Raw genomic sequence first — 12,840 nt, 5'->3', positions numbered from 1 at the left:
TCTCGACAGCGCTCCCCGCGCCTCGCCGCCGCGCGCACCCGGCCGCCCCGCGCTTTCTGCCTGTGTTGTGCCTGGTCCCCGTGACGGCCCGTTGATTGGCTGGCCGGGCGGTCGACGGCCCTTCGAGCCGGTGGTGGCCGCGCACGCTCGCGGTACGGCGGTGAGGGGGCCGGGTGGACTCGGTGTGGACGACGGACGCGGTGCCCGCCGCCCAGCGGGTGGGGTACTGGCGAGCCGCGTTGAGCGAGGCCGTCGTACCGATGCGGGTCACCCCGCGCGAGCGGGGCGGCCCCTTCCGCGGCCGGATCACCGCGGGACGGCTGGGCGGCGTGCGGACCGCGTCCATCGAGGCCGACGCCCACCGGGCGGCCCGTACACCGACGCTGATCTCCGGCTCGGACGAGGCGTATCTGACGGCGGCCGTGCAGACTTCCGGCACGGCGACCCTCGTCCAGGACGGCCGCCACACCGTCGTGGGCGAGGGCGATCTGGTGGTGTACGACACGGCCCGCCCGTACGCCCTCGACTACCCGGAGCGGTTCAGCAGCCGGCAGGTGCAGGTGCCGCGGCGTGCGCTGGCGCTGCCGGAGGAGAAGGTCCGCCGGGTCTGCGGCATGGTGCTCGACACGATGGGGGGTCCGGGAGCGGTGCTCCGGCCGTTCCTCACCCGCCTCACCGCCTCGGCGCACGCGTACACGCCGACGGAGGCGGGGCGGATCGCCTCCGGTGTCGTCGACCTGTTCACCACACTGGTCGCATCCGCGGGCACGGCCACCGCGGCGGAGACCTCGCGTGCGGAGCTGGTCCAGCGCGTCCGCGACCACATCGACCGGTGCCTGGGCGACCCCGGGCTCTCCCCCGAGTCCGTGGCGCGGGCGCACCACATCTCCGTGCGCTATCTGCACCGCCTCTTCGAGGAGGAGGGCACGACCGTGGCCCGGCTGATCCGGCGCCGGCGTCTGGAGGAGTGCGCCCGCGAGCTCACCGTCCCCGGCCGCCCGGCAGCCACCGTCTCGGAGGTCGCCCGGCGCTGGGGGTTCGCCAACCCGGGCCATTTCAGCAGGGTGTTCCGTGGCGCGTACGGCTTCACGCCCCGGCAGTGGCGGGCCATGCGCGACCTCGGCCGCGGCGCGCGCGGCTGAGCGGCGTCCCGGCGCGCGGGGTCAGCGGGTGCGCAGGGAGCGCCGCAGGGTCTCGAAAGCCGTCGGGCGCGGGCGGTGCGGCAGGAAGTCGTGGATGCGGCGGGCGCATTCGGCGGGGCTGTGCCGGCCGGTGTCGACGTCGAGGTCGTGCGGGCCGTGGGAGTGGATGTGGGGGAACTGCGTCGCGGCGAGCCCGCGCTCGCGGTCTCCGCGCAGGGCCTCGCGGCGCACCAGCTCCGGCAGGGGGCAGCGGACCGCGACCAGCACGGTGTCCTCGGGGACCAGGACGTCGAGGAGGTCAAGGAGCCGCCAGCGCCGGCTCAGGGGGTAGTCCACGACGAGGTTGTTCCCGCCCGCGGCCATGCCGGCGACGGCCCGGTGGAAGCCCTTGCAGGTGCGGTCGATCTCGGCCTGGAGGTCACCGTCGACGATCACGCCGCCGCGCATGCCGTGGAAGGCGTCCACCGGCACGTGGAACCAGGTGCCCTCCAGGACGCGCAGCAGCTCGCGGGCGATGCTGGACTTGCCCGAGCTGGACGTGCCGTTGAGCAGGATGACCGTTCCGCCGACGCCCGTGTCCGGGATGCGCGCGTCAGCCGGGTCGCCCGGGGCGGTCGGGGTGCTCGGGGTGCTCGGAGCGGTCGGGGTGCTTGGAGCGGTCGGAGCGGTCGGGGTGCTTGGAGCGGTCGGGGTGCTCGGAGCGGTCCGGTCAGTCCGGTGAGTCGGGTTGCCCAGATCGGTCGGGTTGCTCGGGTCGGTCGGGTCGGTCGGGTCGCTCACCGTCTCGGCCGTCATGCGGTGGTCCTCTCGCGCGGGTTCCGGTCGCGGAGCACCCTCCGCGCCACCGGCATGATCATCGCATCCGGCGCCGTGCGGGGGCCGACTCCGGAGAACACACGCCCGACGTCCACGACCTCCACGCCGCACACACGGGGCCGACATGATCACGCGGCGGGGCCCGGCGGTGCACCCACGACCGAGCGAGGGCACCCGATCTGTACGCATGTGCAAATGTCGACCTAGCGGCATTTTGGACCTGGACTAAAACTTGCCTGGATCGTTTCCTTGAACCATTCGTGTTTATGAGGGTAGGTTCGGCGTCATGACCGCATCGGGGACACCGGACACCGCCGACGAGCTGCGCGGCGCGGGCCTGCGGGTGACGGCCGCCCGGGTCGCCCTGCTGGAGACCGTCCGCCACGGTGATCACCTGGGCGCCGACGCGATCGCGGCGGGCGTCCGCGACCGAGTGGGTCACATCTCCGTCCAGGCCGTCTACGAAGGCCTGCACGCGCTGACCGGGGCGGGGCTGATCCGCCGGATCGAACCGGCCGGCAGCCCGGCCCGCTTCGAGGGGCGCGTCGGTGACAACCACCACCACGTCGTCTGCCGGTCGTGCGGGGCCGTCGCCGATGTCGACTGCGCGGTCGACGAGACGCCCTGCCTGGCCGCCTCCGACGACCACGGCTTCACCATCGACGAGGCCGAGGTCATCTACTGGGGCCTGTGCCCCGACTGCTCTCCCACCCGCAGTTCCCGCAGTCCCCGCAGTTCCTGAGCACGTGATCCGCCTAGTCCGGAAGGATTCCCATGTCTGAGAACCACGATGCAATCGTCACAGACGCGAAGACCGAGGCGTCTTCCGGCGGCTGCCCGGTAGCGCATGGGCGCGCTCCGCACCCCACCCAGGGCGGCGGCAACCGGCAGTGGTGGCCGGACCGGCTCAACCTGAAGATCCTCGCCAAGAACCCCGCCGTGGCGAACCCCCTCGGCGAGGAGTTCGACTACGCCGAGGCCTTCCAGAGCCTCGACCTCACGGCCGTGAAGCGGGACATCGCCGAGGTGCTCACCACCTCGCAGGAGTGGTGGCCGGCCGACTTCGGGCACTACGGCCCCTTCATGGTCCGTATGGCCTGGCACAGCGCGGGCACCTACCGCATCAGCGACGGCCGCGGTGGCGCCGGCGCCGGCCAGCAGCGCTTCGCGCCGCTGAACAGCTGGCCCGACAACGCCAACCTCGACAAGGCCCGCCGCCTGCTGTGGCCGGTGAAGAAGAAGTACGGCCAGAAGATCTCCTGGGCCGACCTGATGATCCTCGCCGGCAATGTCGCCCTGGAGTCGATGGGCTTCGAGACCTTCGGCTTCGCCGGCGGCCGCGAGGACGTCTGGGAGGCGGAGGAGGACGTCTACTGGGGTCCCGAGACCACCTGGCTGGACGACCGGCGCTACTCCGGCGACCGCGAGCTGGAGAACCCGCTCGGCGCGGTCCAGATGGGCCTCATCTACGTCAACCCCGAGGGCCCCAACGGCAACCCGGACCCGATCGCCGCCGCCCGCGACATCCGCGAGACGTTCCACCGGATGGCGATGAACGACGAGGAGACCGTCGCCCTCATCGCCGGCGGCCACACCTTCGGCAAGACCCATGGCGCGGGCCCCGCCGACCACGTCGGCGCCGACCCCGAGGCCGCCGGCCTGGAGGACCAGGGCCTCGGCTGGAAGAGCAGCTACGGCACCGGCAAGGGCGCGGACACCATCACCTCCGGCCTCGAGGTCACCTGGACCGCCACCCCCACCCGGTGGAGCAACGGCTTCTTCAAGAACCTCTTCGAGTACGACTACGAACTGACCACCAGCCCCGCCGGCGCCCACCAGTGGGTCGCCAAGGACGCCGAGGCGATCATCCCCGACGCCTACGACCCGGCGAAGAAGCACCTGCCGACGATGCTCACCACCGACCTGGCGCTGCGCTTCGACCCGGTCTACGAGCAGATCTCGCGCCGCTTCTACGAGCACCCGGAGCAGTTCGCCGACGCATTCGCCCGTGCCTGGTTCAAGCTGACCCACCGCGACATGGGCCCGGTCGTGCGCTATCTCGGCCCGGAGGTGCCCTCCGAGACCCTGCTGTGGCAGGACCCGCTGCCCGAGCGCACGTTCGAGCTGATCGACGCCGAGGACGTCTCCGTGCTCAAGGCGAAGATCCTCGAGTCCGGCCTGACGGTGTCCCAGCTGGTGTCGGCCGCCTGGGCGTCCGCCTCCTCCTTCCGCGGCAGCGACAAGCGCGGCGGCGCCAACGGCGCCCGGATCCGGCTGCAGCCGCAGGCCAGCTGGGAGGTCAACGAACCCGACCAGCTGGCGACCGTGCTGCGCACCCTGGAGGGCATCCAGGAGTCCTTCAACTCCGCCCAGGACGGCGGGAAGCGGGTCTCCATCGCCGACCTGATCGTGCTCGGCGGCGGCGCCGCGATCGAGAAGGCGGCCAAGGACGGCGGCTTCGACATCGAGGTGCCCTTCACCCCGGGCCGTGTGGACGCCTCCCAGGAGCAGACCGACGTCGAGTCGTTCGCCGCGCTGGAGCCCGCCGCCGACGGCTTCCGCAACTACCTCGGCAAGGGCAACCGTCTGCCCGCCGAGTACCTGCTGCTCGACAAGGCGAACCTGCTCACCCTGAGCGCCCCCGAGATGACCGTCCTCGTCGGTGGTCTGCGTGTCCTGGGCGCCAACCACCAGGGCTCGCCGCTCGGTGTCCTCACCACGACGCCCGGCGCGCTGACCAACGACTTCTTCGTCAACCTGCTCGACCTGGGCACGACATGGAAGGCGACCTCCGAGGACGCCAACACCTTCGAGGGCCGCGACGCGGCCACCGGCGAGGTCAAGTGGGCGGGCAGCCGCGCCGACCTCGTCTTCGGCTCCAACTCCGAGCTGCGCGCCCTCGCCGAGGTCTACGCGAGCGACGACGCGAAGGAGAAGTTCGTCGGCGACTTCGTCGCGGCCTGGACCAAGGTCATGGAGCTGGACCGCTTCGACCTCGTCTGACACCGGCTCCCGTCCGACCAACGGTCCTCGCCTGACCAACGGTTGTCGCCTGACCAACGGTCATCGCCTGACCAACGGCCCTGGTCCGACCACCACCTCGTCCGACCACCGGTCATGGTCCGGCGTTCGGTTCTGACGGCCCTGACGCCCGGGTCGGCCCCTCGCGGGCCGGCCCGGGCGTTCCCATGTGCACGGTCTTCACCGGTTCCTCACTCAACGCCCACCGCTGCTCCACGGTCTGTGTATGCTCCAGCTCTCGTTCGTACCAATGGGGAGAGAACACACCTCATGCGCATACGCATCACCGTGGCCGCGTCCCTCGCCGCCGCCGGAGCCCTCACCCTCACCACGGCCGGCTCCGCCCACGCCACCGAGTACGCGTCGGTCCTGAAGATCAAGGGCATTCAGTACGACGCTCCCGGCAGCGACTCCAACAACTGCACCACCGGCAACACCAGGGCCGAGTACCTGACGCTCAAGAACTATTCGCGGACCGGAACCGTCAACCTGCGCGGCTACAAGGTCAGGGATGCGGCGGGCCACACCTTCACGTTCCCGTCGAACCACTACCTCGAGCCCGGCGACTACGTGAAGCTGCGCGGCGGCCGGGGCACCGACTCCGACGCGAACAACGTCGTCTACCGCCAGAACTGCAACTTCATGTGGAACAACGACAGGGACACGATCTACGTGTACAAGTCGAACGGCAGCCGCGCCGACGTCCACTCGTACACCAAGTCCGCCAACGACCCGGACCGCAACGGCTACATCAGCTTCCACGGCTGACATCGCCCCGCGGTGCCGCCGACTCCTTCTCGCCCGGCCCCGTTGCGTGGTCTCGGGCCGGGCGAGGAGGAGGCCCACCCGCCCCGCCGTCCCTCGGCCTCGGGTCGCTGTCCCTCGCCGCGGGCACGGCCCAGTCGGCCGCCCGCCGCCTCACGCGCCGACGTGCAGGTAGGCCGCCCAGCGGGTAGGTGAGGCCAGGTATCTGGCGCGCAGGGTGCGTATCGCGGTGGTGAGGGCCTGCGCGGTCCGGGTCGTGTCGGGCGGGCGGGTGCCGTCGGCGGTCAGGGCGCGGTAGAACGCGCCCGATATCGCGGGGGTGTCCGGGGCCCGCCAGAGTGTGCCGATCACACTGCGGAAGCCCGCCAGTTGGAAGGCCGCGGCCAGATGCATGGGCTCGTCGGGCAGCTCGGGGTGCGGCTCGGCCGTGCTGCACGCGGACAGAAACGCCACGGCTCCGTGCGCGAGGGCGGTGTCCTGGATGTGGGAGGCGGTGAGGGTCTCACTGGTGTCGAGGTGCAGGCCACCGCCGCGCAGGATCCCGAGCGAGGAGTCGTTGTCCCCGTGGCAGGCGAAGTGCACCAGGGCGTACTCGCGCAGGGCCGCGTCCAGCACCTCCAGGCGGGACCCGTCCCCGCTGAGCACCCGCGAACCGGGTACCGCCGCCCGCACGGTCTCGGCCTCCTTTCCCGCCTCCGGCAACGGCGGCAACCGCGGGCACTCGGCACCGGTGACGACCAGGACACCCTTGTGGTGTGCGGGCGGAGTGTCGGGTGTGGTGGGGCGAAGGACCTCGGGTGAGGGGTCGCGCGGGGTCTCGGGCCGTGACCCGGGCGGGGCGTCGCGCAGGGAGTGGGCCAGCGCGGCGAGGGTCGGGGTGTAGGAGGGGGCCACGCGGTCGATGACCGTACGGGGCGTGTGGCCGCCGGTGTCCCGGTGATGCCCGGCCGCGTGCAACGGCAGCCGGACCAGGTCCCCCACGGGGCACCACCACAGACGCGGCAGGACTTGGTCGGCGGGGCGGTCACCGGCTGGGGCACCGGACTTGCAGCCGGGCCTCTCACTCGGCTCCAGGTCGCCGGCCGAGCCCCCGGACGTGGAGCCGGGCCTCTCGCCGGGCTCCTCACGCTCCACCCGGTCCAGCACCGGCCCCGCCACCTCGTCCCACAGCCACTCCAGTACCGCGTGGACCTGGGTCTGGGCCGCCTCCCTGGTGTCGAAGGAGGCCGTCAGGTCGAGTGCCTGTGCCAGGGCGCGCTCCAGCAGGGTGCTCCGCTCACGGACGGCGGCCTCGGTCAGGCCCGGCAGGGGGACGTGCTCGACGTGACGCGCCGGGTCGGCGGGGACCAGCAGGGCGTCGCCGCGGTCGGCATGGGCGAGGACGAACACGACGGTGGCGCCGGCGATGCGGGCTCGCAGCTCGGGCAGGGAGGCGGGACGGGTCACCGCAGCGACCTCCGGATGCTCGGAGAGGCGGCGCAGGATGCGCTGCTGCTCGGCGGCGAGCCGGCGGGTGGTGGCCGCCCAGCCGGGGCGTGGATCCCTGCGGCTGGAGGTCTCCTTGAGGACTCGGCCGGACGCGTCCCGGTCGACGGTCCTCGTCTCGATGGACCGGACGTTGGCGTAGAAGTCGGCCGTGGTCAGCTCCACGTCGATCTCGGCGAGGCGCTGCGCGGCCTCGGGGTCGATCCGCTCGATCGCCTCCCGGTACCGGCGGGCGGCGAGGCTCTGGCCGTAGAGGATCGCGCGGCCGTTCTCCAGCAGGTGCACGGCCCTGTCGGCGTCGCCCGTGTCGATGGCGGCCCGGGCCGCGCGGGCGGCCAGGACGGGCGCGACGGCCGCGATGCCCTTGCGCACCGGCCCGGGCCGGGACCGCTGGGCCAACTGCGGGACATCGTCGTCCAGCAGGCTCTCCAGTACGCGCAGGGCGAGCCGTGGGTCACCGGCGCCCTGGGCGAGTATCGCGCGCTTCTCCTGGGCCTCGCGCCGGTACCTGGGGCCCGTACGAGCGTCCTCGGCGACCGCTTCCCAGGCCCGCAGCGCCTCCGTGCGCAGCGCCTCGGCCTCCGGAGAGTCGGGGTCGGTCAGCTTGTGCAGGGCGGTGCAGGGGCGGGCGAGCAGAATGTGGCGCTCGACCCAGTAGGGGTCGTCCGGCAGGGTGCGCTCCACTGCCTCGCGGGCCAGCCGCACGGCGTCGGCCAGTGTCTTCCGGTCCCCGGTCCTCTGGTACGCGGCATGGCGGACCTGGCTGATCGAGCTGAGGAAGCGTCCCTGGTCGGGGTGGTCCGGGGGCAGTGCGGCCAGACCGCGCCGGTAGAGCTGCTCGGCCTCGGCCAGGTGTTCCAGCCGGTCCTCGTCGCTCTGGCCGCCGCGGATCAGATGGCCGGCCAGATTGAGGAGCAGCTCGTGTTTGCGCGGATGGTCCTCGGGGAGCGCGTCGGCCGCCATGCGGGCCAGCTCCAGACCCTCGGCGCCGGCCGCGTCGTCCGCCTCGTGCTCGGCGAAGTCGCGCAACGCGCCGGCGAGGTTGGACATGCGGAAGGGGCGGAACGGATCGTCCTGCGGTGTGCGCGCCAGGGCCTCCCTGCGCATCTCCAGCGACTCGGGCAGCAGCGTGCCGTCGGACAGGACGTTGGCGACGGCGATCAGGACCCTGGACAGCCGCTCCAGGTTCCGGGGCGTGTCCGGGTCGTCGTCCGGCAGCTCCTTCCTGGCTTTGCGCGCGGCGCTCAACGCCTCGTCGGCGAACGGGGCGTCGGCCGCGGAGGAACCCGCGTGATGGACGGTGGCCTCGGCGAGCGCGACCAGCGCCCGCCCTGCGAGCCGATGCCCGGGCGGTGCGGCGTCCACCGCCTGAAGGGCCCAGGCGCGGGCCCGCCACGGCGAGGCTTCGTCGCCGCCGGACTTCCAGTGCCGGAACTCGGCCTCGGCGGCCAGCAGCAGGACTGCCGGCCGGTCCTCGTGCCCGCCCGGCACCGCTTCGACCAGGAGAAGGGCGGCGCGGCGACGCTCGGCCGGGGTGGCGTCGGGGTCGTCGGCCGTCCGCCAGGCCTGTGCGAGACGTGCCCCGTCGTCCGGGGAGTGTGCCGGTGCGGGCCGGTTCAGGACCGACCGGGCCGCCCGCGCGCCGGTCCGCGCGACGGTCTGCTCCTCCAACAGCTCGCGCCACCCGCGGTGTTCGTCAACTCGTCGGTCCTCGGGGCTGGTGGCCCGGACCAGGTCGTCGGCGGCCTGGAGTGCCTCGAGCAGCAGCTCCGCCGAACCCGTCTCCTCCGCACGGCGCCTGAGCACGCCGACCAGTTCGCGCGCCGGGTGCAGATGCACGGGGGTGCCTTGCCGTGCCGCCTCCACGGCCCGGCGCAGATCGGCCGTCGCGCGCTCCAGGGCGCCGGGGTCCAGCCGCTCGTGGTGGAGGTGGGCCGCGCACCGCGCCTTGAGCGTCAGCCGGTTGGCCAGATGCGGGTCGTCCCGCTCCGGGTGCCGCACGGTGGCCTGGACAGCGAGTTCGGCACCTCGCTCCCCCGCCTCCGTCCAACTGCGGTGCGCGTCCAGCTCCGCCAGCCGCAGCCGCAGCCGGGCGCTGTCGCTGAGCAGGGCCGCCTTCTCGCGCAGGGACGTCCCGTCCTCCCGCAGCCAGCGGATCTGCAGGTCGATGACGGTGTCCAGCGCCTTGAAGTCGTCCTCCTCCTCGAAACGTGCCATGAGGAAGAGCAGTTGGTCGATCCTGGCCGGCCCGAGGGTGCCCCTCTCCTCCTCCGGAGGGGCGGCGGCCGGTGTGGAACGCCTGAGGAACCGAGGGCGGCGGGGAGCGGTGCGGGTCCGGCCCAGATGGGCGCGCAGCGTAGAAGGCAGGGGCGGCAGTTCCGGCGGAAGCTCGGTGACGAGGCCCGCCAGTTCCACCGCGGCGCGGTACTCCTGCAGTCCGCGCACTCCGGGCAGGTGGCGATAGCGGTACCAGCGGATCAGTGCGAGCCGTGCCGTCTCGGCCGGGTCGGTCCCGGGCTCCGGCGGCAGGACTGCGTCGGGCAGCGGCGGCAGGTCCCGTCCGTCGCCGGTGCGTGTGTAGCGTCGCAGATCTTCCATGGTTTCACCCCCGTGTCCCGCCCAACGTCCCGCCTCAGCGGATGGTTCCCGTACGTATCGAGTTCGTCACGATGCGTGTACGGCAGCCGGTATCCGTGCAACGCTCGGCCTCGCTCGGCGGTTCCCGTGACCCTGGTGCCCGCCACCGTCGTACTGACCGCCACCACCGTCACCACCCCCGTCGCCGGCTCAGCCCTTTCGTCCGGGCCCCGCTGTCGGCAGCCGGTAGTAGCGTGACGGAGGTTCATGTGACAGGACATGCGTGTGAAGGCGGCGCGGTGCCGGGAGGGGCCGGGATGGACGCGATCGGGGAGCGGCTGGCGCGGCTGTGTCCGCAGACGGACGGGGACGCGCTGCGGGAGCGGGCGGTGCGGTACGGGGTGGGCGACGAGCTGGAGCGACTGCGGGACGCCGTGTCCTCGGGCGAGCGGGGGCCCTCGGTCACCGCGGATCTCGACGCGCTGGACGACGCGTTCGCCCGGCAGGGCATCGACGGGCTCACCAACGGGGCCCGCGACTACGACACGCTGCGGGGAACGACGGCCCATCCCGGCGTGTCCCTGTGGGCCTGCCCGGCGCCGGTCGCGTGCCCGCGCCTCGTGCCTCAGGAGGGGGCGCAGGCCGATGCGGCGCCCCGGTGCGGGCTGACCGGGACTCCGCTCGTCTCCCGTACGTTCCGTCTGTGAGCGTCGTACTGGCCGAACTGGGAAGGCAGTTGGCGGGCCGCTGGGCCACGCTGCTGCTTCTGCCCGGCGCCTTCTACGTGTGTACCGCGGCTGTCGCCGTCCTGCTCGGCCACGGTCATGCCTTCGAGCTGGGGCCGCTGACCGCGTGGCTGGACTCGGTGGCGGCGGCCCCGGCCAGCGGGCGGTTCGGGACGGTGCTGATCGGTGCGGCCGCGTTCACCGCGGCGGCGGCCGCCGCCGGTCTGGGCGCCTCCGCCGCCGCGCGGTTGGTGGAGCGGGTGTGGTGGGCGTCCGGTGAGGAGCCGGTGCTGCGGCGGCTCACGGCCCGGCGCAGGCGGCGCTGGGAGCGTGCGGAGGCGGCGGTGGCCGAGGCGGTGCGGGAGTTCGCCGCCTCCGGTGGCGGTCCGGAGGCCGGGCGGCGGCTGCGGTCGGCGATCGTACGCCGGGACGCCATGAGTCCCGAGCCCGCCGCCCGCCCGACCTGGATCGGGGACCGGCTGCATGCCGTGGACCAGCGGGTGCACGCCAGTTACCACCTCGACCTGTCGGCGGCCTGGCCCCGGCTGTGGCTGCTGATGCCCGATGCCGCGCGCGCGGAGCTCGTGAAGGCCATGGCGGCCTGCACGGCGGCGGCCCGGCTCGCCGGATGGGGGGCGCTGTATCTGCCGCTGGCGTTGGTGTGGTGGCCGGCCGCGCTTCCGGCGGCGGGGGTGCTGCTCACCGCACGGCATCGGATACGCGACGCGGTCGCCGTGCAGGCGGACCTGGTGGAGGCGGCCGTCGACCTGTACGGGCGTGACCTGATCGTGCAGTTGGGGCTGGAGTGCGAGGGGCCGCTCACCCGCGAGGCGGGAGCGCGGGCCACGTCCCTGATGCGCAAGGACCGCACCGACCGCTCACACCTCCATGGGTGAGGGGAACCAAGGTCTCACGCCGCAAAGGGTAAGGGGCCAACGGTAACGGGGGCCGAGGGCGGCTCACGCCTCGAAGGGTGAAGGGGCCGAAGGCTCACGCCTCGACGGACGACGAACCCAGCCGAGCCCGGGCGCACAGCCTCCAGGGGCCCCCGAACCGTCGGACGAGGCTCACGCCTCGAAAGGCGACGGCCCGGGCCTGCTCTCCAGGCCGATGACCGTGGACACGATCACGACCGGCGCCCCGGTCAGCCGACCGGAGAAGCCACCCACCGTGCGCCGGAATCCACGCCGTCCGGTGGGCGGAAGCTCCACGGGCTCGTGGTCGGTGGCCCGCAGCAGCCGGTCGTGGCGGGCCCGGTCCCGGGCCGACATCAGACGGCGGTCCAGGGTCAGGATCGGCGGCGAGCTGAGCCGGGGCCAGTGCGTGTGATGGACGAACACCCGGACCCGCAGCCGTTCGCCCAGTTCCCGCCCGGCCGGCGCGAGGTGCTCGGCCAGGGCGCCGATCGCGTCGGCGACCTGGTCGGAGGGGGCGAGGAGGTCCAGGCCGGGGCTGTAGGGCACCTCCAGATCGTGCGGCCCGACGACCTCGCAGACGATGTCCAGCTCGTCGTCCCGCAGCACCTCACCCGGCGTGTGTTCGGTACGGGCCGCGCCGTGGGTGCCGAGGCGCAGCTCGGCGCCGTAGCGGGAGGCCGTGAGGGCCACCGGGAACAGGCCCGTGTAACGCAGCAGCCGGGCGCACCCGAGCAGCACCTCCGCCACCGGCCGCACGGCCCGCTCGCCGAGCACTTCGACGGCCTCGCGGTGGCGTCCGAGGCGGCGCAGGAGGTGGGCGTGGTCGAGGCGGATGGCATGTGTGGTCCCGTCGTCCGGACCGAACGCCTCCTCGCACGCGCCGACCAGCGCCGGGTACTCGCGTGCCGCGGCCTCCAGGTCGCCCTGCATCACTTGGGTGATCAGGAAGTTGTTGGCGGCGTTGAGGGTCAGCGGGTGCGTCGGCCCGACCATGGCGGCGCGCAACTGGTGGACTTCGGCGAGCAGTTCGAGGGCGGGCTGCCACTTCCGGCGGTCGCGCAGCACGAGCGCGAGGTTGTTCATGCAGGTGAGCGTGAACAGGTGGGTGCGGCCGCAGCTGTGGACGAATGCCTGGTACGCGCGCGCGTACTGCTCCTCCGCCTCTGCCGGCCGACCCGCGGAGTGCAGGGCGGCCGCGAAGTCGTGCCGGGCCGCAGCGGTCTCCAGCGAGAGGGGGCCCTGCCGGGCCTCGTGCCACTCCACACGCTCGGCCAGATCGGCCAACGACTCGTCCGGCACGGGTGGTTCCCCCTTCGGCAGGATGGAGTCCATTGTGCCGAGCGGGCGCCGCCGTGCCTCCACTCGTGCGGGTGGAGGTTCGGCCGAGGGAGC

The 12,840-nt window shown here is 73.1% G+C and carries 9 protein-coding genes; 6 read left to right on the top strand and 3 right to left on the bottom strand.

What is annotated here, in order from left to right; genetic code table 11:
* Positions 1-173: 173 nt before the first annotated feature.
* On the top strand, positions 174-1,142 hold the full coding sequence (locus tag ACIGXJ_RS06795; RefSeq protein WP_399642221.1) for a helix-turn-helix domain-containing protein: 969 nt from the start codon (positions 174-176) through the stop codon (positions 1,140-1,142).
* Between the two features lie 21 nt (positions 1,143-1,163).
* On the opposite strand, the gene ACIGXJ_RS06790 is transcribed toward ACIGXJ_RS06795, so the two are convergent.
* Complete coding sequence (locus ACIGXJ_RS06790; protein WP_399642778.1) at positions 1,164-1,727, bottom strand: chloramphenicol phosphotransferase CPT family protein; 564 nt, start codon at positions 1,725-1,727, stop codon at positions 1,164-1,166.
* Between the two features lie 517 nt (positions 1,728-2,244).
* Between ACIGXJ_RS06790 and ACIGXJ_RS06785 the strand changes: the two genes are divergently transcribed.
* The 3 genes from ACIGXJ_RS06785 (at position 2,245) to ACIGXJ_RS06775 (ending at position 5,747) form a co-directional block, all read left to right on the top strand.
* Positions 2,245-2,700, top strand: a complete 456-nt coding sequence (locus tag ACIGXJ_RS06785; RefSeq protein ID WP_399642220.1) for a Fur family transcriptional regulator — start codon at positions 2,245-2,247, stop codon at positions 2,698-2,700.
* Positions 2,701-2,732: 32 nt separating this feature from the next.
* Positions 2,733-4,961, top strand: a complete 2,229-nt coding sequence (gene katG / locus ACIGXJ_RS06780; protein ID WP_399642219.1) for a catalase/peroxidase HPI — start codon at positions 2,733-2,735, stop codon at positions 4,959-4,961.
* A 288-nt stretch (positions 4,962-5,249) separates the two neighbouring features.
* The gene (locus ACIGXJ_RS06775; RefSeq protein WP_399642218.1) at positions 5,250-5,747 is read left to right on the top strand and encodes a lamin tail domain-containing protein; all 498 of its coding nucleotides are present in this window, start codon (positions 5,250-5,252) and stop codon (positions 5,745-5,747) included.
* Positions 5,748-5,897: 150 nt separating this feature from the next.
* Here the strand turns inward: ACIGXJ_RS06775 and ACIGXJ_RS06770 are convergent, their stop codons facing one another.
* Entirely contained in the window at positions 5,898-9,827 is a 3,930-nt protein-coding gene (locus tag ACIGXJ_RS06770) for a CHAT domain-containing protein (protein ID WP_399642217.1), read from the bottom strand.
* A 296-nt stretch (positions 9,828-10,123) separates the two neighbouring features.
* Here ACIGXJ_RS06770 and ACIGXJ_RS06765 point away from each other — a divergent pair, with 296 nt between their 5' ends.
* Positions 10,124-10,513: a hypothetical protein gene (locus ACIGXJ_RS06765; RefSeq protein ID WP_399642216.1), complete on the top strand. Its 390-nt coding sequence runs from the start codon at positions 10,124-10,126 to the stop codon at positions 10,511-10,513.
* Complete coding sequence (locus ACIGXJ_RS06760; protein WP_399642215.1) at positions 10,510-11,427, top strand: hypothetical protein; 918 nt, start codon at positions 10,510-10,512, stop codon at positions 11,425-11,427. The genes ACIGXJ_RS06765 and ACIGXJ_RS06760 overlap by 4 nt, the downstream gene beginning before the upstream one ends.
* Positions 11,428-11,598: 171 nt before the next feature.
* Here ACIGXJ_RS06760 and ACIGXJ_RS06755 read toward each other — a convergent pair whose 3' ends face one another.
* Complete coding sequence (locus tag ACIGXJ_RS06755) at positions 11,599-12,780, bottom strand: tetratricopeptide repeat protein (protein WP_399642214.1); 1,182 nt, start codon at positions 12,778-12,780, stop codon at positions 11,599-11,601.
* Positions 12,781-12,840: the final 60 nt, after the last annotated feature.

Source organism: Streptomyces sp. NPDC053367, assembly GCF_044545925.1.
GTDB lineage: Bacteria > Actinomycetota > Actinomycetes > Streptomycetales > Streptomycetaceae > Streptomyces.
The sequence above is the reverse complement of the archived record's forward strand: the minus strand, read 5'-3'. Positions and strand labels throughout refer to the sequence as shown.